This is a genomic window from Roseateles aquae (genome assembly GCF_032337115.1).
In the GTDB taxonomy this organism is placed as follows: Bacteria; Pseudomonadota; Gammaproteobacteria; order Burkholderiales; family Burkholderiaceae_C; genus Roseateles_C; species Roseateles_C aquae.
The window spans coordinates 118,720-140,930 of sequence record NZ_JAVXZY010000007.1 but is presented as its reverse complement, the minus strand read 5'-3'; the positions used below and the strand labels follow the sequence as shown (position 1 = coordinate 140,930).

The window sequence follows — 22,211 nt, the reverse complement described above, 5'->3', positions numbered from 1 at the left end:
CCGCTCAGTGCTGCGCGATCCAGGCCTGGACCTTGTCGGCCAGCATGTCCAGCGGCAGCGCGCCGCCATCCAGAATCATGTCGTGGTAGGCGCGCAGGTCGAAGGCTTCACCCAGTGCGGCTTCGGCGCGGGCCCGCAGCGCCAGCATCTGCAGCTGGCCGATCTTGTAGGACAGTGCCTGCCCCGGCCAGCCGATATAGCGATCGACCTCGTTGGCGATGTCGACCTGGGTCTTGGGCGCATGGTCACGGAAATAGCTGATGGCCTGCTCGCGGCTCCAGCCCTGGGTGTGCAGGCCGGTGTCCAGCACCAGGCGCAGTGCGCGCCAGATGTCGTAGCTGAGCTGGCCAAAGCGTGAGTAGGGGTCCTGATAGAGGCCCAGCTCATAACCGAGCTGTTCCGCGTACAGTGCCCAGCCCTCGATATAGCCGTTGTAGCCGGCAAAGCGGCGGAACTTGGGCAGCTCGCCCTGCTCCTGGGCCAGCGCGATCTGCAGATGGTGGCCGGGCACGGCCTCGTGCGTGGTCAGCACCTCGATCTCGTAGCGCGGCCGCATCTCCGGCCGGTAGAGATTGACGTAGTAATAGCCGGCGCGGCGACCATCGGCCGAGGGGCCGCTGTAATAGGCGGCCGTCGTGTTGGGCGCGCTGGTGGCCGGGATCGGCCGCACGCCATAGGGCGTGCGCGGCAGCTTGCCGAACAGCTTGGGCAGCTCGGGCTCGATCTGCTTGGACGTCATCACATAGGCGGCGAACAGCTGCTCGGCGTCGGCGTAATAGAAGCGCGGATCGCTGCGCAGCCAGTCGAAGAACTCGTGCTTGCTGCCCTCAAAGCCCAGCTCGTCCAGCAGCTCCTGCATCGCTGCAGTGATCCGAGCCACTTCGGCCAGGCCAAGCTGGTGGATGTCGTCAGCACTGAAATCGGTGCTGGTGTGGTGGGCGATGCGGTTGGCGTAGAAGGCCAGGCCGTCCGGCGTGTCGCTGATGCCCAGGCTGTCGCGGCAGGCCGGCAGATAGTCGTTGGCGAAAAACTCGCGGAAGGCGCGGTAGGCCGGTACCAGCGCTGCGGCAATCAACGCGTGGGCCTGCTGCTGCAGGTCCTGATCGGCCAGGCCGGCGAAGGCGCTGTAGAAGGGGCTTTGCGCCGGGTCGTCGACGATCTGCATGTCCAGCTGCGGCAGCACGCGCTCCATCAGCATGCGTGGCTGGGTGTGGCCCTGGGCGGCGCACTCGCGCAGCAGATCGGTGTACTGGGCCAGATAGGCGGGCAGGCCACGCAGCCGTTGCAGCCAGGTCTCGATGTCGGCGCGGCTGTCCATGGGCATCAGCTCGACCAGCTCGTTCAGCGATTGCGGCCCTTCGCGTGCGGTGATCGCATAGGCCTCGGGGCGAAAGCGATGCAGCGCGATGCGGCCTTGCAACTCGCGCTCGAACAGGCGCCGGTTCAGCTGATCGGCGGCACTCAGATCCTCGGGGGCGATGCCTTGCAGCTCGGCCAGAGCCGCACGGTCGGCGGCATGGCGACGTTCGCGCGCCGCCGCGCTGAGGTCGGGCCAGAGGGCGTTGTAGGCGGTCTCGCCGTAATAGGTGGCCAGCAAGGGATCGGCCGCCATATCGCGCGCCCAGGTGGCGTCGAACAGGGCGTGTAGCCGCATGCCGGGGGAGGCGGTGTCGTTCGTCATGGCATCAATCCAGCGGCAAGGTACCGCAGCAGCAGACAGATGCGGACAGTGTGCGCGAAAGTCCGCCGCCGCTGCGCGTTCATCGCCCCAGCTTGCAGCTCAGCGGCGATAAAGCGCGCTGCATCGCCTGCGGCTTTCAGGGTGCTTGCCTATTGACGAAACTGCAATCACTGACCCAGCCAACCTCAAGGAGCCTCACCATGAACACCAGCACCCAAGCCTTTGTATTCGGTCTTGCCGGCACCATCGCCCTGGCCGCCGGATTGAGCGTCTCTGCGGCCCAGGCCGAACGCGCCAACATCGTGCGCCTGGCGCCGGTGGTCGTGGTGGGCCAGCATATCGGTGGCAAGGTGGTGACAGCCCAGATCGAGCGCCTGCCCACTGTCTATGTGCTGGGGCGCAGCAACGGTACTGCTGCCGTCGTGGCCCAGGCGGCCACCCAATGCCTGCCGCAGACGATGTGCTGAGCCGGCGCGAGCCGGCTGGCGTCAGTCACATTTTCATGAACAAGGCCCGCGATCCGCGGGCCTTTTCCATTTCTGCCACCGTCCGCCATGGACGCCGATTCACACCGAATTTCCCTCGTGCCCGAACGCCATCCCCGCATCCGCCGTGCCTAGCGCCAGCCAGTGTTCTTGCTGCTGCCATTGCGCGATCCAGCCCGGCAGCGCGGCCGCCGGCATCGGGCGGGCAATGCCATAGCCCTGGCAGAGCCGGCAGCCCAGCTTGAGCAACAGCGCGCCATGGGCCAGCGTCTCGACGCCTTCGGCAATCACCTGGCGGCTGAAGGTGTCGGCCAGCCGCACCACGCCTTCGACGATCAGCTGATCGTTCGGTTCCATGATCATGTTGCGGATGAAGCTTTGATCGATCTTCAGGGTGTCGATCGGCAAGGAGCGGAAGTAGAGCAGCGAGGAATAGCCGGTGCCGAAGTCGTCCAGCGACAGCTGCACGCCGAGCTGGTGGCATTCGGCCAGCGTACGCGCCGCCTGGGCCACGTCGCTGAGCGCCGCGCTCTCCAGAATCTCCAGTTCCAGGCAGTCGGCAGGCACATCGGGCTGGGCCTGCAGCGTCAGCCGCAGCCGCGCAGCAAAGTCCTCGCGCAGCAGGTGTTCGGGGCTGATGTTGACGCTGCTGATCAGCCTGAGCCCCTGCGCCCGCCAGGCCGATTGCTGGCGCAGTGCGGCGCTGATCACCCACTCGCCAATCGCGCGGTCCAGCACATTGCCCTGCAGGTACTGAAGAAATGCGTTAGGCGCCAGCAGGCCGCGCTGCGGGTGCTGCCAGCGTATCAAGGCCTCGACACCGATCACCGTACCATCGAGCAGGTCCACCTTGGGCTGGTAATACAGCACGAATTCCTCGCGCTCCAAGGCCAGCGCCAGCGCCTGCTGCTGGGCAGCACGCTCCTGCATCTCGCGGTCGTGCAAGAGATCGAACAGCTGGTAGCGGTTCTTGCCCTGTTCCTTGGCGCGGTACATGGCCTGGTCGGCGTGGCGCAGCAAGGTGTCGGCATCGGCCGCGTCCTGCGGGTAGAGCGTGACGCCGATGCTGGCCGAGATCACGCAGGCCTTGCCCTGGATCAGCAGCGGCGCACTGACCGCCTGCAGCAGGCGTTGCAGCAAGGCCGGGCATTCCTCGGCGACCATCAGATCAACGAGCAGCACAAACTCGTCACCGCCGATGCGGGCCACCGTGTCTTCGGTGCGCAGCACGCCGTGCAGGCGCCGGGTGGTTTCAACCAGCAGTTGATCGCCGCCTTCATGGCCGAACTCATCGTTGACGGCCTTGAAGCCGTCCAGGTCCAGATAGCAGATGGCCAATGGCCGTGCGCTGCGCTGGCTGCGGGCAATGGCCTGGTTCAAGCGGTCGGCAAACAGGCGCCGGTTGGGGGCGCCGGTCAGCGCATCGTAGTTGGCGATGCGGTCGAGTTCGGCCTCATGCTTCTTGGCGCTGCTGATGTCCGAGAACACGCCCACATACTGTTGCAGCACGCCGTTGGCATCGCGCACCGCGGAGATGGCCAGGCGCTCGGCATACAGCTCGCCGTCCTTGCGGACGTTCCAGACGTCGCCGCTCCAGTAGTCGTTTTCATGCAGAAATTTCCACATGCGCAGATGAAAGAGCGGGCCGTTCATCGTCGAGGCCAGCAGGCGCGGGGTCTTGCCCAGCACCTCTTCGCGGGCATAGCCGGTGATGCGGCAAAAGGCCGGGTTGACGTCGACGATGGCGGTGTCCGGGTCGGTCACCATGATGCCGTCGTAGCAATGCTCGAAGACCTTGGCGGCCAGGCGCAGATCGGTTTGCTGGCGCTCCAGCTCCTCGTTCTGCATCTCCAGCTCGACCTGATGAACCTGCAACTCGTGCATCAGGCGCAGGGTGTCGGCCGCAGACAACTCGGCCTGCGGCTGCTGCTGGCGCGCCTGCAGCCAGGCCTCGGCGCGTTGCCGCAGCTCGGTGTTGAGTGCCTGATCGGGCTTGTCCATCCGGCCTCCCTGGTCGAAACTGGCCCTGTGGCTGCGGGCCCGACAGATGCCTGGTCTTCAGTTCACGATTTGAGCAGCTTCAACTCCGCCTGCATCAGCTTGATCTCGGTGATCTCGATGAAGGTGATGACGATACCGTCGATGACGTTGTCCAGCGTGCGGTAGGGCATGATGCGCACCCGGTAGCAGCGGCCATCGGCCGTGCGGGCCTCGGTCTCCTTGTAGACCAGGCTGCGCAAGACCTCGACGGCATCGGCGATCAGCCGAGGGTAGTCCAATTCGCTGACGATGTCCGAGAGCGGCCGCCCGATATCGCCAGGAATCAGCTTGAAAAGACGCTTGACGTCGCTGGTAAAGCGGCGCAGCTGCATCTCCATGTCAAGAAAGATCGTCGCGATCTCGGTGCTGTTGAGCAGATTGGTCATGTCGTTCTTGACCCAGCTCAGGTCGTCGACCTTGGATTGCAGCTCGGCATTGACCGTCTGCAACTCCTCGTTGAGCGACTGCAACTCTTCCTTGGAGGTGGTCAGCTCTTCGTTGGTCGACTGCAGCTCCTCGTTGGTGGCCTGCAGTTCCTCGTTGCTGGCCTTCAGCCGCGCCAGCGAGCGCTGGGTTTCCTCATGGGCCGCCCGCAAGGCTTCGCGGGTCAGCAGCAATTCCTGCTCGAGTGCGCTGTGGCTGTCTGGCAGTGTCCGCGGCCGGCGTCGGGCGGACGGCGCCGGGAGTTCATGAAACACCACCAGCACGCGGCCGCGCAGCACCTCCGGGCTGTGCAGGCCCTGGACGGTGACATTGAGCGTCAGCCGGCCGGCCTCGTCGTCGATCTGCACCGCGTCGAGCTTGATCGGCTCGGTCTGCTCGGCGGCCTTGCGCAGCACGCCCACCAGCGCCTCGCGCAGGCCTTCGCGAGCCATCGCATGCAGATTGATATTGACCTTGCCGGCCGCCGGTTCCAGGTATTTGCCGGTACGGCCGCTGATGTAGACGATGTCGCCATCGGGGGTGACCAGCACGGCCGCTGGCGCGAAGCGTTGCTGGATCAGCCGGTCGGTCTGCACCTCCAGGCTGTCGGCTGCCAGCGCCGGCCACTCATCGCCGGGCGTGTTCGGCTCACTGATCGGTCGGATCAGAAAGTTCAGTCCGCCGGGCGAGGCGATGCGCTCGCTGCGCTGGTAGAGCCGCGATTTGGCATCGATGACGCTGAAGTCGTCGCCGAATGCGCCCACCGTCTCGGCGCTGCCCAGCAAGAGCAGGCCGCCGGGGTTGAGCGCGTAATGGAACAGCGGCAGCAGGCGGCGCTGCAACTGCGCCCCCAGATAGATCAGCAGATTGCGGCAGCTGAGGATGTCCAGCTTGATGAAGGGCGGGTCGGAGATCAGGTTTTGCGGCGCGAACACCACCATATCGCGGATCTCGCTGCTAATGCGCCAGCCGCCGTCCTCGGCAACGAAATGGGCGGCCAAGCGCTCGGGCGTCAGGTCGGCGGCTATCGTGTCCGGATACCAGCCCTTGCGGGCCCGTGCGATCGCGTCGGCATCCAGATCGGTGGCGTAGATCTGCAGGCTGAAGCGGCGCCCGGCCGGTTGGCGCGCCTGCACCTCGCGGAACAGCATCGCCAGGGTGTAGGCCTCCTCGCCGCTGGAGCAGGCCGGCACCCAGGCGCGCAGGCGCTTGCCAGCCGGCTGGCGTGCCAGCAGCGCCGGCAGGGCCTGCTCGGCCAGCTGCTCCCAGACGGCGGGATCGCGGAAAAAGCTGGTCACGCCGATCAACAGCTCGCGGAACAGCAGATCGAGTTCCTGCGGGTTGTCGCGCAGATGCTTGGCGTAGTCGGCCAGCGTGGCGAGCTGGTGCACGGCCAGGCGCCGCTCGATGCGCCGGTACAGGGTGTTGGACTTGTACAGCGAGAAGTCCTGTCCGGTGCGCTCGAACAGCAGGGCGGTGATGTCCTCCAGGTCGCTGCGGGTGCCCAGTGCGAGGGCTGGCGCCGGCGCCGTTTCAGCGGCGTGGGAATCGGGAAGGTCTTGCGAGGCCATGGCGCTTGCGTCGTGAAGGTGGGCGAGTATCCGTGCCGGCATCTGGGCTGGCAAGGCAATCACGTCGGCGAGGCCGGCATTGATGATGGCGCGCGGCATGCTGTCGGCGCCGGCACTGGCCGGCTCCTGGGCCAGGCAGAGCGCGCCCACCTCGTGCAGGGCACGCATGCCCAGCAAGCCGTCCTGGCCCATGCCGGACAGCACGATGGCGACGGCATCGGCGCCGAGTTGCTCGGCCAGGGACACAAAAAAGCGATCGACCGGCAGGGGCGGCCCGGCCGGCGCGGCACTGCTGCGCAGCCGCAGCCGTCCATCGCTGAGCCGCATCGAATGGCCCGGCGGGATCACCAGCACCTGATCGGCCGCGACGACGCTGCCGTCCTGCGCCTGTTGCACCGGCATGGGCGTCACCCGTTGCAGCAGTTCGGCCAGGGCGCTGGGCTGCTCCGGGCTGAGATGCTGCACCACCACCCAGCACAGGCCGCAGCCCGGCGGCACCGCGGCCAGCAGCGCTTCGAGCGCCGCCAGGCCGCCGGCCGAGCAGCCGATGCCGACGACGCTGGCGACGCCCTGTGCCGCAGGACGCTTGGGAGCGCTGCGTTCGGGCGGGGCGGCGGTGTGGGCCTTGCTCATCGTCAGCTCCTTGCGGCCAGCCGAGGCAGGTGCAGCGGCAGTGCGAGGCTAACAGACGGTGATGGCGGGTTCAGTTGCCCAGCACACGCAGGATCTCGCGCCCGTAGGCTTCCAGCTTCTTGGTGCCAACGCCGCTGATCTGCGCCAGTTCGTCGAGGCTACCTGGCTGGCGGCGGGCCATTTCGGCCAGCGTGACGTTCTGAAAGATCACATAGGCGGGCAGGCCATGTTCCTTGGCCACCTCGGCGCGCCATGACTTGAGCTGCTCAAAGCGCTGTTGGGCGTCGATATCCAGATCAATGGCTTCGCCGCTGCGCGTCTGCGGCCGGGCGGCGCGGCTTTGCTTGCCCTTTTTGGGCGCCACCGTCGGCACGCGCAACAGCAGCTGCACCTCGCCCTTGAGCACCGAGCGGGCCGTCTCGGTCAAAGCCAGCGTGCCGTACTCGCCCTCGGCAACCACATGGCCCAGCGCGACCAGCTGGCGTAGCACGGCCCGCCATTGCTGCTCGCTCAGATCAGCGCCAATGGCCCAGGTGCTCAAGTGCTGATGGCCGTATTGCCTGACCTTGTCGGTGTCCTTGCCGCGCAGCACATCGAGCAGATGGCCGACGCCAAAGCGCTGGCCGCCGTTCTGATGGAAGCGGTAGATGCAGGACAGCGCCTTGCGCGCCGCCTCGGTGCCATCCCAGGTGGCGGGAGGATTCAGGCAGTTATCACAATTTCCACATTGGACCCCCACGTCGCTGCGCTCCTGCCCCTCAAGGGGGCGCTGCCCGCCTTGGGGCGGCCCGGCGTCGGGCAAACGCTTGCCCCCCACGTCGCTGCGCTCCTGCCCCCCGAGGGGGCGCTGCCCGCCTTGGGACGGCCCGGCGTCGGGCAGACCGCCTTCACCCCGGTACTGCTCACCGAAATAGCTCAGCAGCCGCACCCGCCGGCAATCCGTCGCCTCGGCCAGCGCCAGCAGCGCATCGAGCTTGCCGCGCTGGATCTTCTTGAAGTCCTCGCCGGCCGGGCTTTCGTCGATCATGCGGCGCTGGTTGACCACATCGGCCAGGCCATAGGCCATCCAGGCCTCGGCGGGCTGGCCATCGCGGCCGGCGCGGCCGGTTTCCTGGTAATAGCTCTCGATGTTCTTGGGCAGGTCCAGATGGGCGACGAAGCGCACATCGGGCTTGTCGATGCCCATGCCAAAGGCGATGGTGGCGACCATCACGATGCCGTCCTCGCGCAGGAAGCGGTCCTGATGGCGCTGGCGCAGTCCGGCGTCCAGACCGGCGTGGTAGGGCAGGGCCTTGATGCCCTCGGCCTCCAGCCAGGCAGCGGTTTCTTCGACCTTCTTGCGGCTCTGGCAGTAGACGACGCCGGCCTCGTCCTCGTGTTCGTCGCGGATGAAGCGCAGCAGCTGTTCGCGCGGCTTGTCCTTCTCGACGATGGCGTAGCGGATGTTCGGCCGGTCGAAGGACGAGATGAAGATGCGCGCTTCTTCGAGGCGCAGGCGCTCGATGATGTCGGCGCGGGTGATGTCGTCAGCGGTGGCGGTCAGCGCGATGCGCGGCACTGCCGGGAAGCGCTCGTGCAGCAGCGACAGCGCCAGGTATTCGCTGCGGAAATCATGGCCCCATTGGCTGACGCAGTGCGCCTCGTCGATCGCGAACAGGCTCAAGAGGCCGCGCTCGTTGAGCGAATCCAGCTGGGCCAGGAAGCGCGGATTGGTGATGCGCTCCGGCGCCGCATAGAGCATCACCAGCCGGCCGCTCATCATCTCGCGCTCGACCCGCTGCGCCTCCTCGCTGGACAGCGTCGAGTTCAGAAAGGCGGCGTGCACGCCGGCTTCTTCCAGCGCCCCGACCTGGTCATGCATCAGCGCGATCAGCGGGCTCACCACCACCGCCACGCCCTGGCCGGCGCGGTGGCGGGCAATCGCCGGCACCTGGTAGCACAGGCTCTTGCCGCCGCCGGTGGGCATCAGCACCAGCGCATCGCCGCCCGCACAGACCTGCTCGATGATGGCCTGCTGGGCGCCACGGAAGGCGTTGTAGCCGAACACCTCTTGCAGGATGGCCAGGGGGGCGTGATGATGGGTGCGCTGGGTCATGGAGCCCGGCATTGTCCCAGGAGATTGCATGAGCGAGCTGAGCGGCGAAGAAAGAGTGCAGGAACTGCGCAGGAAACTGATACGCAACTTCAACGGCCTGCCGCGCGAGCAGTTCCTGCGCGAGCCTTTGTACGAGAGCCAGGTGGCCGGCGTGTCTGACGGCACCCTGGCGCGCAAGCTCGGCTGCGGGTTTGACATCGTGCCCCCCGGCAAACAGAGCTGCCCCTACCACTTCCACCACACCCAGGAGGAGATGTTCATCATCCTGGAAGGCTCGGGCACGCTGCGGGTGGCCGGCGAGCGGCTGCCGGTCACGGCCGGCGATGTGATCTTCATCCCCTGCGGGCCGGACTATCCGCACCACCTCATCAACACCTCAGACGCGCCGCTGAAATACCTGTCGATCAGCACCCAGGAACGGCCCGAGGTCTGCGAATACCCCGATTCCGGCAAGATTGGCATCTTCCCGTCCAAGGGCGATGCCTTTCTGCAGCGCCGCGAGAACGCGCTGGACTATTGGGATGGCGAGCCCTGAAGCCGCGCTGCCATGCTCGCCCCCGCCTTTCCCGCTGACGAAGCACAGCGCCTGCAGGCGCTGCAGGCCCTGCATCTGCTGGACACCGAGGCCGAAGAGCGCTTTGATCGCTTCACCCGGCTGGCCAAGCGTCTGTTCGGCGTGGCCGTCGTCTCGGTGACGCTGGTCGACGCGCACCGGCAGTGGGCCAAGTCCATCCAGGGCATTGAGCTGCGCGAGCTGCCGCGGCGGGTGTCCTTCTGCGGCCACGCCATCCTCAGCGATGCGCTGCTGCTGGTGCCCGACGCCCGGCTGGACGAGCGCTTTGCCGACAACCCCTTGGTCACCGGCGAGCCCTTCATCCGTTTCTATGCCGGCCAGCCGCTGCGGGCGCCGAACGGGCAGCGCATCGGCACCTTGTGCCTGATCGACCGTGACGCGCGGGCCTTTGGTGACGAAGACCAGGCCTTGCTCAAGGATCTGGCGCTGATGGTCGAGCACGAGATCGCGCTTTTGCAGCTGGCCACCGTCGATGAGCTGACCGGGCTGAGCAACCGGCGTGGCTTCGAGGCCCTGGCTCGCCATGCGCTGAGCCTGTGCGGCCGCCAGCAACGGCCGGCCACGCTGCTGTTCTTTGACCTGAACCGCTTCAAGGCCATCAACGATCAATTCGGCCATGCCGCCGGCGATCAGGCCCTGGTCGCCTTTGCCGGGCTCTTGCGCAAGACCTTTCGCGAATCGGATGTGGTGGCGCGCCTGGGTGGCGACGAGTTCGCCGTGCTGCTCAGCAATGCGCCGCAAACGGAGCTGGCCGGCGCCCTGCAGCGCCTGCGCGATGCCGTGCAAGGCTTCAACAGCGCCCAGCCGGCGGGCGGCTGGCAGTTGCTCTACAGCGTGGGCAGCGCCGCCTTTGATCCGGCCCGCCATGCCAATGCCCAGGAGCTGCTCAACGAGGCCGACCGGCTGATGTATGAAGACAAGCTGTCCGCCGGCCGGGAGCGCTGAAGCAGCGGCCGGATGGCGCGCTAAAATTAGAGGTTAGCGCTTGTCGCCGTGCGCGTTGATCGAGGCCAGGCCGGCGATCGCGCGGCGCACCTCGGGCTGGCCCCAGTAGTCGACCGTGCCCAGGCCCGAGACGCTGACGCTCAATGATTCACTGACCCACAGGCTGGCATTGCCGATGCCGCTGATCGACACGGCGGCGCGATCACAGTGCAGCTGATCGGCCTGCAGCTTGCCCTTGCCCGAGACGTAGAGACGCAGATCGCCGACCTGGCCGCGCAGCCGGCCATCGCCGGCGCCGGAGATGTTGAACTGCAGCTGCTCGGCATTGAGATCGTCAAAGCGGGCAAGACCTGCCCCCGAAATGCTGACTGCCAGCTTGCCGGTCTTGACCGGGCCCAGCGCGTTGACATCGGCCGCGCCGGACAAGACCAGCTGGCTCAGATTGCGCATCATCACCTCGACCTGCAGGCGCGCACTGCGCCAGAACTTCCAGCCGCCGGTGGGGCGGATGAAGAGCTTGTCGTCGATCAGCTCGACCTGCACGCCTTTTTGCACATCGGCATCGCCGGCGATGAAGACCTCGTCCTTGCTGCCCTGGCTGAGCTTGACCTGGGCGGTGCCGGCAATCTCCAGCCGTTCAAAGGGCCCGGGGGCGTAGGTGCGGCCGTCCACCGAATCGGCCCAGGCCGCCGGCATCAGCGCGGTCAACAGGCTCAGCGTCGCGGTGGCGAGGCACAGCTGGCTGGGCTTCATATCGATTGCTCCCTCAACTTCTTGGAGACCTCACGGCTGGCGGTGAAGCGGCTGCCGTCGCGCATCTGCACAACGAATTGCGAATTCTCGTCGGGCGTCATCGCCTCGACGAAATCCAGATTGACGATGCAGCCGCGCTGCAGCTTCAGAAAACGCTGCGCATCGAGCCGCTGCTCAAAGCTGGTGATGGGCAGGCGCACCAGGAACTGGCGGCCGCGGCTGGCGATGGCGGTGTACTTGCTGTCCGAGCGCAGGTACTCGATGGCGTCGACATGCAGCGGGAAGATCTTGCCCTGGTCGCGCACCAGGATGCGGGTCAGCGGCTCGCTGTCCTGGCCGGTGCTGGAGGCCGCCTCCAGCGCACCGAGTTGCTGGCTGGCTGCGGCGCTGTGCGCCAGCGCATGCTCCACCGCCTCGTTGAAGCGCTCTTGCGAGAAGGGCTTGAGCAGATAGTCGACCGCGTGCAGCTCGAAGGCCGTCAGCGCGTGCTCATCGTAGGCGGTGGTGAAGATCACCGCTGGCGTCACACCCTCGGCCGCCTGACCCAGCGCGCGCAGCACCTGCAGGCCAGTCATGCCGGGCATATTGATGTCCATGAAGACCAGGGCGGGCTGATGCTGGCGGATCTGCTCCAGCGCGCTCAGGCCATCGGCGCACACCGCCACCAGCTCCAGCTGCGGCCACTGCGCCACCCAGTCGGCCAGCGCTTCGCTGGCCAGCGGCTCGTCTTCGGCGATCAGGGTCTTGATCTTCGGGTTCATACGGCTTGGGGAATCCAGATATCGACGCGAAAGCCCTGGCCGGGCGCGGTGTGGATACGCAGCCGGGCACGGCCTTCGTAGTCCAGGGAAAAGCGTTGGCGCAGTGCCGACAGGCCGATGCCGCTGCGGCTCTGGTGCGCGTCCAGTTGGGCCGGCTCGCAGCCCGGGCCGTCATCGCTGACGCTCAGGGCCAGGCCCTGGGTCAGCGCATCGCGGCGCGCGCTGATGTGCAGCTGCCCGCCCTGCGGCCGCGGCGCGATGCCGTGGATGATGCTGTTCTCGACCAGCGGCTGCAGCGACAGCGGCGGAATCTCGTCATTCAGCGTCGCGTCATCCAGCTCCCAGTGCACCTGCAGGCGCTGGCCCAGGCGCAGCGCCTCCAGCGCCAGGTAGTCGCGCACAAAGTCCAGTTCGTCGGCCAGGGCGACACGGTCGGTGGCGCTGCGCTTGGTGTCCAGCACATAGCGCAGCATGCCGGAGAAGCGCAGCAGGCCCTGCTCGGCGGCGCGGGCGTCCTTGCGGGTCAGCGCGATCAGCGAATTCAGCGTGTTGAAGAGGAAATGCGGATTGAGTTTGCCGCTGATGGCCGCCAACTCGGCCCGCGCCAGCGCTGACTCGGCCTGTGCCGCTGCCACCGCACTGGTTCGGGCGCGCTGGGCGTTGTGCCAGGAGGTGAAGCCGGCGCTCAGCGAGACATAGACGAACACGCCCCAGATCAGCCGCCACAGCACGTCTTGCGCCAGCATGGCGCTGGCGTGGTCTTCGCCGAACAGGGCCCAGGCCAGCGCGAAATCGCAGGCCTGCCACAGGGCGCCAAACAGCAGCGCGGCCAGCATGTGCAGACCCAGCTGGGCGAACAGCCCCCATTCGCGGCGCTGCAGCCAGCAGACCCAGGGCTGCACCATGGGGCCGAGCAGCATCGCTGCCCACAGCGAAACTGTGGCCTGGTAGACCGATTCCCAGACCTGCCAGAGGCCCCGCTGGAATTCGGTGCCGGCCAGCACATGCAGCAGCCAGACGAGCAGGCAGACGGCCGCGTAGGCGACCCAGAGGCCGCGTCGGCTCTGTTCGCCCGTGGGGCTCGTGAGGCTGCGTTCGTTCACCATGCCGGCATCTTAGGGAGGGCCGAGCGGGCCCGGGGGCGGCAGAAGACAAAGTGCCGGATCGTGGGCACGATTCGCCGCCCCGGCGCCGCGCTGCGGCGGCTGGGCTGAGTATGACGAATGGCAGGGGTCAGAAAAAGTCGACACCGGCGCTGCTGGGCGCAGCCGCTGGCGCGCTGGCCGGTCGACTAGCCGTCATGGCCAGGCTGCTGCGGCCGGGCGCGGCCTGGGCCTCATCGCCTGGCGCCTGCTGCAGCTGGGCCACCAGGGCGCGCAGCTCACCGGCGCTCTGGTTCATGCTGTCGGCCGTCATCACCGATTCGGCCACCAGCGCGGCATTGTTGTCGGTCAGGCTGGCCAGTTCGCTGAGCTCGCGCATCACCTGGGTCAGCTCGGCGCTTTGGCGGCGCGAGTCGCCGGCCAGGGCCTGGGTGCGCCGGGCCACATCTTCGACGGAGCGCTGCATTGCATCGAGCTGTTCGCGCACGCCCTGCACCTGCCGCACGCCGACCTCGGCCTGGCTGCTGGCTCGCTCGATCAGCCCGCGCACCTGCTGGGCCGTCTCCGCGGTGCGGCCCGAGAGGCTGCGCACCTCGGCCGCCACGACGGCAAAGCCGCGCCCCGCCGTGCCGGCGCGGGCCGCCTCGATGGCGGCATTGAGCGCCAGGATATTGGTCTGGAAGGCGATGTTCTCGATCAGGCCCAGCGCCTCGCGCATCTCATCGGAGCGCTGGCTGATCAGCTCGATGGACTCGACCGCGCTTTGCACCACGGCGTTGCCCTGCTCGGCCTGCGCCTGCAGCCGGCTGCACTGGGCATCAACGCCGGCCACGTTCTCGGCCGTTTGCTGCACCTGGGTGACGGCGCCCTCCACCGTGGTCGAGATCGCCTTCAGGCTGGTGGTTTGCTGGTCGGTGCGAATGGCCAGGTTCTGCGCGCCCTGCGACATCTGCTCGCCGGCATCGGCGACCCGGTCAGAGCCGCTGGCCATCGCGGTGACCACCGCTTCAAGTCGCGCCCGTGCTGCGCTCAGATCGTCCAGCGTGCGGTGGGCCTTGTCGTGGGCGCTTAGCGTGCCCTCCACAAGCACGGCAGCGGCGAGCAAGAAGGCCTGCCAGCCGAGCAGATAGCGCAGGAACAGCGCATCTACATCGCCCAATTGAACCAGCAGCACGGTCAGGGGCACCACCCCCATGCACAGCAGCTGGGCATAGGCGCGCTGGCGTTGAACCTGGCTCAGGAACAAAAGGCCGAACAGTGCTTGCAGGCCGTAAAGCACACCATAGCCCCAGAAGAACTGCAGGCGATTCAGCACGCCGGCCAGGGTCAGCAGCAGCACGAAGCCCGCCACGCTGCCCAGCATCCACGTCAGTTGCACCAGCCGCGGGCTGCCACGATCCAGCAGTTGCTGGGCAGTGGCACGCAGCATGCCAACCGTCATCAACATGCCGGCGCTGCCGGCCACGATATTGGGCTTGTCCATGCTGGGCTGTGTGCTGCCGTCCAGCGCATAGAACAAGGAGCCGAGCAGGCAGATGATGGAGAAATGACCAAAGACCGGCTCGCGCATGCGGTGCCACAGAGCGAAGAACGCCAGGCCCAAGATGCCGGTAGCCACGGCTGTGCAGCCTGCCAGTGCGTGGAATACGGTGAAGCTCTCTGTCATGCCTGCCCCGTTGTATTGCCTTGTCGATCAGCCAAACCAGTGTAGGCCGGTGATGCAAGCCCAGGCGTGGCGCCTGCGCACCACCTGGCCAGCGCCAGCGGCATAATCCCGCCTTTGGAAAACACCTTCCAGCGGAAAGCTCATCATGGCCTCGGTCAACAAAGTCATTCTTATCGGTAATCTGGGGCGCGACCCTGAGGTGCGTTACACCCCCAGCGGCTCGGCCGTCTGCAATATCAGCCTGGCCACGACGCGCAACTGGAAGAGCCGCGAAGGCGGCGAGCGCCAGGAAGAGACCGAATGGCACCGTGTGGTGTTCTACGACCGCCTGGCCGAGATCGCCGGGGAATACCTGAAGAAGGGCCGCCCCGTCTATGTGGAAGGCCGCCTGAAGACCCGCAAGTGGCAGGACAAGGAAGGCAAGGACCAATACACCACCGAAATCATTGCCGATCAGATGCAGCTGCTGGGCGGCCGCGACGGTGGCGATGAAGGCGGTGGCGGTGGCGGCGGCTACAGCCGTCAGGCCCGTGGCGGCGCCGGCGGTGGCGACGAACGCGGCGGTGGCGATTTCGGCGAGGCCCGTGAGTCGCGCGCCCCGGCTCCCCGCGCTCCGGCCCCGCGCCCGGCGCCAGCACCGAAGTCGGCGACCGGCTTTGACGATATGGATGACGACATCCCGTTCTGATCAGATCGTCCCTGCGGAGGACGATATGGATGACGACATCCCGTTCTGATCAGATCGTCCCTGCGGAGGACGATATGGATGACGACATCCCGTTCTGAGACGCTGTCATCCTGGCAACTGAAAAAGCCTCAAGCCGCGCGCTTGAGGCTTTCTTCTTTCTGGGGTCCGTGCCTGATCGGTGTGGCCGGACTTTTTTCAGACGGCCAGCAGTTCGCGGGCGGCGCGCAGGCCGGAGTCGTAGGCGCCATGGGTGGTGCCGAAATGCTGGCCGTGTGTGGCCTCGCCGGCGAAGAACAGGCGGTCGCCCAGCGGCGCAGCCAGTGCCGCGCGCATCGCCGGCGTGCTGCCCAGGGCATTGAAGGAGTAGGAGCCATGGGCGAAGGGGTCGGCGGCCCAGCGGGTGATCTGATGGCCGACCGGGGCGGGAATGCCGGGCCCGAACAGCGTGCGCAGTGTTTGCATGGCGCTGGACACGATCTGGGCGTCACTCAGCGCCTCCACTTCGCGCCCGCGGGCGGCGGCGTTGAAGCCCAGCAACACGGGGGCCCCGGTGGCGCGCGCCAGGCTGACCCACTCGACCCAGTGCCCACGCTGCGGCGCGATGTATTCGAGCCAGTCGACGTCATCAGGCCAGAACACCTGCTCGAAGCGCAGGTAGCACTTGTTCAACACGCCCATGCCCAGCGCGGCAATGGCCTGCTGCTTGGCGGCGGGCAGGGCGGGCACAAAGCGCAGGCTGCCGGCCTTGAGCACGCCCAGCGGCAGGGTGACCAGCACGCGGTCAGCCTCGTAGGCGGCCTCGTCGGTGAGGACGCGCACGCGCGGTGCGCCCCAGTGCAACTCGCGCACCGGCCGACCCAAGCGGATGTCCAGCCCCTGGGCCAGGTGCTGGGTGATGCGCTGGAAGCCGTCAGCAAACAGCGCATCGCCGCCTGGGAACTGCTCGGCGGCGTCGTACCAGTGCGCCGAGAGTTCTTCGGCTGAACCGGCGTACTCCTGTTCAATGCTGCCATTGATGATGAAGTCGATCAGGCGGCGCGTGTGTGCCGAGCCACCTTGCTGGCGCAGCAGCAGCTGCGCGACGCTGTGGACCGAGCGATCCGCATCGGCCCGCTGGGCCTGTGCCAACAGCATCTTCAGCTGCTGGCGCAGGCGCTCCAGCGCTGCCTCAGTTTCCGCGTCGAGCGGCCGACCCTGCGCGTCCCAGACCTGCGCGTTTTCGTAACGGGTGCCGATACGGCGCGCATTCAGCTGGTCGGCCAGGGCGCTTAAGGGGTTGCCCTGGACGCCATGGATCCATGTGGCACCGAGGTCCAGCGGCAGGCCTGGCCAGTGGGTGCTGGTGTGAACCCGGCCACCGATGCGTGTGCGCGCTTCCAGCACGGTGACCTGGTGCCCGGCGCTGTGCAGCTGGCGCGCCGCCGCCAGGCCGGCAAGACCTGCTCCGACGATGCAGACCTTCAGTGGGCGGCTGGCCGCGACAGCGGCCATGCTGGACGACGCCAGCAGGCTGGCGCTCAAGAGCGCCCGTTCGGCAGCGAGCAGGAAGTGGCGACGAGAGTTCATGCTGCCTCCGGTGTTGGTGCGCGTGCTCAGGCGTTCAAGCTGCCCCGATCGGCCAGGCCAGCACCGGCCCGCCGTCGTCGATGCGCACATGCAGGGCCGCTAGAAAGCCCAAGGCCTGCAAGGCCTCGGCCAGTGTCGGCTCGGCGGCGGTGGCGCAGGCCTGGCTGGCCGCCGTGCCCAGGAAGGAGAGGTAGAGCATCTGGCGCGGCAGCAGGGCGGCCAGGTGGCTGACCCAGGCCGGGCCATGGGTCAGCAGGGCCTGCTGCGGCTCGAGCGGGCAGAAACGCGCGCCAAGCGCCTGCCAGAAGGGGCTGTGGCCGCTGGCGTCGCGCCAGCCGGGCAGCTCGATGACCAGCCATTGCGGCGCAGCGGCCTGCTGCCGCAGCGCCTGTTGTGCGGCGCGCGCCAGCGTGCCCAGGGCGACGGCACGCGCCGAGGCGTCCAGTTCCGGCGCGCAATGCAGCTCGCTGAGTTCGGCCTCGCCGGTCAGGTCATTGCACAGCTGCAGCGTGCGCTGCACCCGAAACAGCTGCAGCGCCGGCGCGGCATGGACGGCGCGGCCGAGGCGGAAGTGATAGCGCGGCAGGCTCAGGCCCAGGGCGGTGCTGAGCGTCAGCGCGGCGCTGTCATCGGCCAGGCTGAGGCGTTGCCGGCCCTCGGCCAGCGTCTCGATGCGGACAGGGGTGGGGCTCATCATGCGTCCTCGGGCCACAGCGGCGTGCAGAGCAGCTCCTCATCGGGCCGCAGCGCCAGTTCAGGCAGCTCGTCGCTGCCGATCTCGCTGCCGATCTCGGCCAGCATGGCGGCGCAGTGCTCGCGCGCCGGGCGCAGCACCAGTCTGAGCTGGCGCGGGCCACTGCCCGCTCCGGCGCGCACGCGCTGCCGGCGCAGATGGCGGATGCTGCGCAGGCTGGCCAGCGTCGCCTCGACGGTGGGGCCGCCATCGAAGATGTCGACATAGCTGTCGGCGTCGAAGCCCTCGTCGAGCAGGATGGAGAAGGGCACCTCGCCGACCGGGTGCAGCTGCCCCAGCGCCAGCTGCGCCTCTGCCGGCAGCAGCGGCACGGGGATCGGCGCCTGCGGCATCAGATCGGCGATAACGGCCTTGCTGCGGCCGCCGACCACCTGCTCGGCCTGCGGATAGTCCATGCCGAAGAAGTGCCGGCCGACGGCATCCCAGAACGGGCTCTGCCCCTGCGCATCGGTGACGCCCGGGTTCTCGGCCGCGATGCGGTCGGCGAAGCGTTCGGCGTGGGCCTGGATGAACAGCAGCCGGGCGCGCGAGAGCAGCTGCGCGGCCAGGCTGTGCTCGTAGGCCGGTTCAATGAAGAAAGACGTGAGCAGCGTGCAGCCGGTCAGGTCGTGGCACAGGTGCAGCGTATGGATGCGCTGCGAGACGCCCAGCGCCGCACTGGCGTGGACGACGAACTCATTGCGATAGCTGTAGAAGCGGTCGAAGAAGCCGGCGCTGGCGGCGATGCCCGAGCAGCCGACCAGCCGTTCGGCCGCGCGGTCCTCCAGCACGAACAGATAGGTCTCCTCGCCGCTGGCGTCATCGGCGCTGGCGAAGGCCTGCAGCGAGGCGTCGATGCGCTGGCGCAGCTTGGCCTCGTCATGCGGCAGCGAGCTGATGCCGTCGGCGCTGGCGGCGGCCATGCGCAGCAGGTCGGGCAGGTCGGAGGCTGCAACGGGGCGCAGCAACAGGCGGTTCATGCGGGGTCTCCCAGGGGCGCACCGGGCCAGCCGGGCCGGCGGCTGCGCTCCTCGCGCGGTGTATGGCCGTGATAGGCCTTGTAGGCATTTGAGAAATGCGGGCCGGACGCGAAGCCGCAGCTGAGTCCGACCTGCAGGATCGACTGCGTGCCCTGCTGCAACAGGCGCTGCGCGCGTTCCAGGCGCAGGCTCAGATAGTGGCGCGAGGGCAGGCTGTCCAGGTGCTGCTTGAACAGGCGTTCCAGCTGGCGGCGCGACACGCCGACCAGCCGCGCCACCTCCTCGGTGGGCAGCGGCTCGGCCAAATTGGCCTCCATCAGCGCCAGCGCCTCGGCCAGCTTGGGCGGGCTGTGGGCCTGGCGTTCGTCCTGCTCGCGGCGCTGGCGCTCGTCCTGGCGGCGTGCCTGCCTCAGGTCCAGTGTGCGCTCCAGCGCCTGTTGTGCCGGCAGGCCATGCCATTGCGCGACCCAGGCACTGATCAGATCGCTGACGCCGGCCGTGGCGGCGCTGAAGCGGCGCTGCGGCAGCGCCAGATCCCACAGGCCCTGGGACCAGGCGACGGCCGGGTAGGCGGCGGCAAAGGGGTCCAGCCAGCGCCAGTCGGCGCAGGCGCGCTGCCCGTCCAGCAGGCCGGCGGCGGCCAGCGTCGCGGCGCCGGTGCCGATGCCGCCCAGCAGCACGCCCTGGCGATCCCAGTCGCGCAGCTGGGCCAGCAGCCGGGCGTCGACGCTGCGCTGCGGGCCGGCGATCACCACGACCGTCCGCCAGGATGTTGTCGCGTCGAGCGGCTGGCACAGCAGCGCCGGGCCGCTCTCCGAGGCCACCGCCGCACCGCTGACCGACAGCAGCCCGAGCTGGTAGTGGAACTCGGACTGGCTGGCGTTGAGCACCTGCAGCGCATCCGCCAGCGCGGCGAGCGCGCGCAGCGCGAAGCCGGGTTCGAGCACGCAGGCGATGGCGCGTACGGGGGCGGACATGGGGCGACTGTAATCAAGTCCAGTGCTGCAGCGCCGGAATCGCCAGCAGCACCAGGGCCATCAGCAGGTAGAGCGCCTGCAGCGGCAGCAGCCAGCGCACCCAGGTGCCAAAGGGCAGCCGGGCGAGCGCCAGCACGCCGACGGTGATGCCGGAGGTCGGGATGATGGGCGTCGTCAACTCGCCGAACTGGAAGGCCAGCACGGCCGTCTGGCGGCTCAGCCCGACCAGATCGGCCAGCGGCGCCATGATGGGCATGGTCAGCGCGGCCTGACCGGTGCCCGAATGGATGAAGAAGTTGATGAGCGACTGGATCAGGAACATCTTGTGCGCCGCCCAGACCGTCTGCTCCGAGGCCACCAGCGGTGCCAGCGCGTTGAGCAGCGTGTCGATGATCTGGCCCTCGCGCAGCAGGATCACCGTGGCCTTGGCCAGGGCGATGACGAAGGCCGTGCCGACCAGGTCGCGTGCGCCCTGCAAAAAGGCGGCCATGAAGCCCTCGCTGCCCAGCCGCGCGACTACGCCGACCAGCACCGCCATCACCAGGAACAGGGCCGCGATCTCCTCGATGTACCAGCCCAGGCGCACCACGCCAGCAATCATTACCAGCAGGCACAGCGCGAACAGGGCCAGCACCAGGCGATGCCGGCCGCTCATGCCCTCGAAGCGCGCGAAGGCGTCCAGGTCGAGTTCGGCGCGGCGTGCCTGGTCGGACTGGTAGCAGGGGCTCAGCGCGGGCTGGCGGCGGATGCGGGCGGCCCACCACATCAGGAAGGCGATCGTCAGGCCGGTGGCAATGGCCCAGCACAGCAGCCGGTAGCCCAGGCCGGAGAACATCGGCAGGCCGGCAATGCCCTGGGCGACGCCAACATTGAAGGGGTTCAGAAAGGCGGTCGCAAAGCCGATCTGCGAGCCGACGAAGGGGATCGCCACACCGGTCAGCGTGTCCAGCTTCAGTGCCAGCGCCAGCGGGATGAAGATCAGCACGAAGGGGATCGCCTCCTCGGCCATGCCGAAGCTGGCGCCGCCGAGCGAGAACAGCGTGACGAAGACCGGGATGGCCAGCGCCCGCACCAGCGCCGAACGCTGATGGGCGCGGGCGACCGACTTGATCAGCGCATCGATCGCCTCGGTCTTCTGCAGCACGGCAAAGGCTCCGCCGACGATCAGCACGAAGCCGATGATCAGCGCGGCCTCGACAAAGCCCTTGATCGGCGCGGTCAGCAGCGCCGCGAGGCCCTGGGGGCGCGCCTCCACCGTGTGGAAGCTGCCCGCCACGATCAGCGTCTTGCCATTGACGAGCGCGGTTTCGAAGCGGCCGCCGGGCACGATCCAGGTTGCCAGCGCGATCAGCGCCAGCAGGCTCACCAGCAGCACATAGGTATTGGGCAGTCGCAGCTTCATGGCGGCTCTCACAGGGACAGCAGCTTGCCGCTGCGATAGGCCTCGCGGCCGGCGATCTTGGCCAGGCGCATGCCGCGGCTGGCATAGCGCCTTGCGGTGCGTGCGAAACAGCGGCCAGCCGCGCGGGCGTGCAGGGCGCTGCGCTGGTCGCTGAGCGGATCGATGATCTCGGCCACCAGCTCGCCGGCCTCGACCCAGTCGCCCGGCGCCTTGGCAAAGACGATCAGGCCGGCGCAGGGCGCGGTGATCGGCTCCACCGCCTCCAGCGGCGTGGCCGGGCAGGCTGGCGGCAACGGCGCGGCGGCACCGCTCAGATGGCCCTGCTGGCGCAGATAGTCCAGCAGCGCCTGCGCGTCCTGGTCCGCCAGTTCATGGCTGACCTCGGTCTCGCCGCGCAGCTCGACGGTCAGGCCCACGCAGCCCAGCGGATCGACCGGATGGCGTCCGGCGAACTGCGCGGCCAGCTCCCACCAGGGGCGCGCCAGCGTTTCGTCGAAAGGCTCATCGCCGGCCAGCGGCGTGTGCAGCAGTGCCGCGGCGCCCAGGTAGGCGGCCAGCGGCAGCGCCGCTTCCAGCTGGGCCGTGGCGGCGTAGACATGCAGCACCGCCTGGTTGTCGCAGTGCAGATCCAGCACGAGCTCGGCGTCCAGCGCCAGGCGCTGCAGCAGCTGCTTGAGCGCCTCGGCCTCGGTGGCCGGGGCCCAGGCGTCCAGCGCCACGTGCATGGCGCGGCGGATGCAGCGCGCGTTCTCGGCCGGGTCATCGCCGAGCTGGCCTTCCAGGGCGAGCGCGAGCGCCGGTGTCAGGTGGCGGAACTGGCGGTTGAAATTGAGCCCGCTGCCCAGATCGAAGCGGCCCAGCGCGCTGCCTTGCAGCTCCTGGGACAGGCCGATCGGATTGGCCATGGGCACCAGCACGATCTCGCCGGCGATGGCGCCCGCCGCCTCCAGCGCCTGCAGACGCTCGATCAGGACCTGAGCCACCAGCATGGGCGGGATCTCGTCGGCGTGCAGCGAGGCCTGCAGATAGGCCTTGCGACCCGACAGACGCTGGCCGAAGTGCAGGCTGCGCAGCCGGCGCTGGGTGCCGGCATGGCCGGCGGGGAGTTCGTGGTGTTGGACAAGCATGGCAGCAG

General features: G+C 68.1%; 18 protein-coding genes. 4 read left to right on the top strand and 14 right to left on the bottom strand.

What is annotated here, in order from left to right:
• Window positions 1–4: 4 nt before the first annotated feature.
• Entirely contained in the window at window positions 5–1,681 is a 1,677-nt protein-coding gene (locus RQP53_RS17005; RefSeq protein ID WP_315651868.1) for a DUF885 domain-containing protein, read from the bottom strand.
• Between the two features lie 200 nt (window positions 1,682–1,881).
• Between RQP53_RS17005 and RQP53_RS17000 the strand changes: the two genes are divergently transcribed.
• Entirely contained in the window at window positions 1,882–2,148 is a 267-nt protein-coding gene (locus RQP53_RS17000; RefSeq protein WP_315651867.1) for a hypothetical protein, read from the top strand.
• Window positions 2,149–2,247: 99 nt separating this feature from the next.
• On the opposite strand, the gene RQP53_RS16995 is transcribed toward RQP53_RS17000, so the two are convergent.
• The 3 genes from RQP53_RS16995 to RQP53_RS16985 form a co-directional block, all read right to left on the bottom strand.
• Window positions 2,248–4,167 carry a putative bifunctional diguanylate cyclase/phosphodiesterase gene (locus RQP53_RS16995; protein ID WP_315651866.1) on the bottom strand — a complete coding sequence of 640 codons (1,920 nt, stop codon included), beginning with the start codon at window positions 4,165–4,167 and terminating at the stop codon, window positions 2,248–2,250.
• Between the two features lie 62 nt (window positions 4,168–4,229).
• Window positions 4,230–6,833 (bottom strand): chemotaxis protein CheB, encoded by a 2,604-nt coding sequence (locus tag RQP53_RS16990; protein WP_315651865.1) that lies wholly within the window; start codon window positions 6,831–6,833, stop codon window positions 4,230–4,232.
• A 70-nt stretch (window positions 6,834–6,903) separates the two neighbouring features.
• Window positions 6,904–8,928, bottom strand: coding sequence for a RecQ family ATP-dependent DNA helicase (locus tag RQP53_RS16985; RefSeq protein WP_315651864.1), 2,025 nt, complete (start codon window positions 8,926–8,928; stop codon window positions 6,904–6,906).
• Between the two features lie 28 nt (window positions 8,929–8,956).
• Here RQP53_RS16985 and RQP53_RS16980 point away from each other — a divergent pair, with 28 nt between their 5' ends.
• Window positions 8,957–9,463 (top strand): cupin domain-containing protein, encoded by a 507-nt coding sequence (locus RQP53_RS16980; RefSeq protein WP_315651863.1) that lies wholly within the window; start codon window positions 8,957–8,959, stop codon window positions 9,461–9,463.
• A gap of 12 nt (window positions 9,464–9,475) precedes the next feature.
• Window positions 9,476–10,447: a GGDEF domain-containing protein gene (locus RQP53_RS16975; RefSeq protein WP_315651862.1), complete on the top strand. Its 972-nt coding sequence runs from the start codon at window positions 9,476–9,478 to the stop codon at window positions 10,445–10,447.
• Between the two features lie 33 nt (window positions 10,448–10,480).
• On the opposite strand, the gene RQP53_RS16970 is transcribed toward RQP53_RS16975, so the two are convergent.
• From RQP53_RS16970 to RQP53_RS16955, 4 genes are all read right to left on the bottom strand, one after another.
• Window positions 10,481–11,200, bottom strand: coding sequence for a head GIN domain-containing protein (locus tag RQP53_RS16970; protein ID WP_315651861.1), 720 nt, complete (start codon window positions 11,198–11,200; stop codon window positions 10,481–10,483).
• Complete coding sequence (locus tag RQP53_RS16965; protein WP_315651860.1) at window positions 11,197–11,961, bottom strand: LytR/AlgR family response regulator transcription factor; 765 nt, start codon at window positions 11,959–11,961, stop codon at window positions 11,197–11,199. The genes RQP53_RS16970 and RQP53_RS16965 overlap by 4 nt, the downstream gene beginning before the upstream one ends.
• Complete coding sequence (locus RQP53_RS16960; protein ID WP_315651859.1) at window positions 11,958–13,067, bottom strand: sensor histidine kinase; 1,110 nt, start codon at window positions 13,065–13,067, stop codon at window positions 11,958–11,960. The genes RQP53_RS16965 and RQP53_RS16960 overlap by 4 nt, the downstream gene beginning before the upstream one ends.
• Before the next feature lie 127 nt (window positions 13,068–13,194).
• Entirely contained in the window at window positions 13,195–14,682 is a 1,488-nt protein-coding gene (locus RQP53_RS16955; RefSeq protein WP_315651858.1) for a methyl-accepting chemotaxis protein, read from the bottom strand.
• A 193-nt stretch (window positions 14,683–14,875) separates the two neighbouring features.
• Here RQP53_RS16955 and ssb point away from each other — a divergent pair, with 193 nt between their 5' ends.
• Window positions 14,876–15,418: a single-stranded DNA-binding protein gene (ssb, locus tag RQP53_RS16950; protein ID WP_315651857.1), complete on the top strand. Its 543-nt coding sequence runs from the start codon at window positions 14,876–14,878 to the stop codon at window positions 15,416–15,418.
• 195 nt (window positions 15,419–15,613) lie between these two features.
• On the opposite strand, the gene RQP53_RS16945 is transcribed toward ssb, so the two are convergent.
• From RQP53_RS16945 to RQP53_RS16920, 6 genes are read right to left on the bottom strand one after another with little or no spacing between them, the layout of a single operon-like run.
• Complete coding sequence (locus tag RQP53_RS16945; protein WP_315651856.1) at window positions 15,614–16,984, bottom strand: flavin monoamine oxidase family protein; 1,371 nt, start codon at window positions 16,982–16,984, stop codon at window positions 15,614–15,616.
• Between the two features lie 34 nt (window positions 16,985–17,018).
• Complete coding sequence (locus tag RQP53_RS16940; protein WP_315651855.1) at window positions 17,019–17,678, bottom strand: arginine N-succinyltransferase; 660 nt, start codon at window positions 17,676–17,678, stop codon at window positions 17,019–17,021.
• Window positions 17,678–18,697 carry an arginine N-succinyltransferase gene (locus RQP53_RS16935; protein WP_315651854.1) on the bottom strand — a complete coding sequence of 340 codons (1,020 nt, stop codon included), beginning with the start codon at window positions 18,695–18,697 and terminating at the stop codon, window positions 17,678–17,680. The genes RQP53_RS16940 and RQP53_RS16935 overlap by 1 nt, the downstream gene beginning before the upstream one ends.
• Window positions 18,694–19,674 (bottom strand): GlxA family transcriptional regulator, encoded by a 981-nt coding sequence (locus RQP53_RS16930; protein ID WP_315651853.1) that lies wholly within the window; start codon window positions 19,672–19,674, stop codon window positions 18,694–18,696. Before RQP53_RS16930 ends, RQP53_RS16935 begins: the two co-directional genes overlap by 4 nt.
• A 13-nt stretch (window positions 19,675–19,687) precedes the next feature.
• Entirely contained in the window at window positions 19,688–21,076 is a 1,389-nt protein-coding gene (locus RQP53_RS16925) for a YfcC family protein (RefSeq protein WP_315651852.1), read from the bottom strand.
• 8 nt (window positions 21,077–21,084) lie between these two features.
• Entirely contained in the window at window positions 21,085–22,203 is a 1,119-nt protein-coding gene (locus tag RQP53_RS16920) for a succinylglutamate desuccinylase/aspartoacylase family protein (RefSeq protein WP_315651851.1), read from the bottom strand.
• Between the last annotated feature and the right edge of the window lie 8 nt (window positions 22,204–22,211).

Excerpts from the sequence above, each read along its gene's own strand:
- RQP53_RS16920 (WP_315651851.1), bottom strand. The coding sequence starts at position 22,203 with ATGCTTGTCCAACACCACGAACTCCCCGCCGGCCATGCCGGCACCCAG.
- RQP53_RS16970 (WP_315651861.1), bottom strand. The coding sequence starts at position 11,200 with ATGAAGCCCAGCCAGCTGTGCCTCGCCACCGCGACGCTGAGCCTGTTG.
- RQP53_RS16930 (WP_315651853.1), bottom strand. The coding sequence starts at position 19,674 with ATGTCCGCCCCCGTACGCGCCATCGCCTGCGTGCTCGAACCCGGCTTC.
- RQP53_RS16995 (WP_315651866.1), bottom strand. The coding sequence starts at position 4,167 with ATGGACAAGCCCGATCAGGCACTCAACACCGAGCTGCGGCAACGCGCC.
- ssb (WP_315651857.1), top strand. The coding sequence starts at position 14,876 with ATGGCCTCGGTCAACAAAGTCATTCTTATCGGTAATCTGGGGCGCGAC.
- RQP53_RS16975 (WP_315651862.1), top strand. The coding sequence starts at position 9,476 with ATGCTCGCCCCCGCCTTTCCCGCTGACGAAGCACAGCGCCTGCAGGCG.
- RQP53_RS16960 (WP_315651859.1), bottom strand. The coding sequence starts at position 13,067 with ATGGTGAACGAACGCAGCCTCACGAGCCCCACGGGCGAACAGAGCCGA.
- RQP53_RS16945 (WP_315651856.1), bottom strand. The coding sequence starts at position 16,984 with ATGAACTCTCGTCGCCACTTCCTGCTCGCTGCCGAACGGGCGCTCTTG.
- RQP53_RS17000 (WP_315651867.1), top strand. The coding sequence starts at position 1,882 with ATGAACACCAGCACCCAAGCCTTTGTATTCGGTCTTGCCGGCACCATC.
- RQP53_RS16985 (WP_315651864.1), bottom strand. The coding sequence starts at position 8,928 with ATGACCCAGCGCACCCATCATCACGCCCCCCTGGCCATCCTGCAAGAG.
- RQP53_RS16940 (WP_315651855.1), bottom strand. The coding sequence starts at position 17,678 with ATGAGCCCCACCCCTGTCCGCATCGAGACGCTGGCCGAGGGCCGGCAA.
- RQP53_RS16925 (WP_315651852.1), bottom strand. The coding sequence starts at position 21,076 with ATGAAGCTGCGACTGCCCAATACCTATGTGCTGCTGGTGAGCCTGCTG.
- RQP53_RS16965 (WP_315651860.1), bottom strand. The coding sequence starts at position 11,961 with ATGAACCCGAAGATCAAGACCCTGATCGCCGAAGACGAGCCGCTGGCC.
- RQP53_RS17005 (WP_315651868.1), bottom strand. The coding sequence starts at position 1,681 with ATGACGAACGACACCGCCTCCCCCGGCATGCGGCTACACGCCCTGTTC.
- RQP53_RS16935 (WP_315651854.1), bottom strand. The coding sequence starts at position 18,697 with ATGAACCGCCTGTTGCTGCGCCCCGTTGCAGCCTCCGACCTGCCCGAC.
- RQP53_RS16980 (WP_315651863.1), top strand. The coding sequence starts at position 8,957 with ATGAGCGAGCTGAGCGGCGAAGAAAGAGTGCAGGAACTGCGCAGGAAA.
- RQP53_RS16990 (WP_315651865.1), bottom strand. The coding sequence starts at position 6,833 with ATGAGCAAGGCCCACACCGCCGCCCCGCCCGAACGCAGCGCTCCCAAG.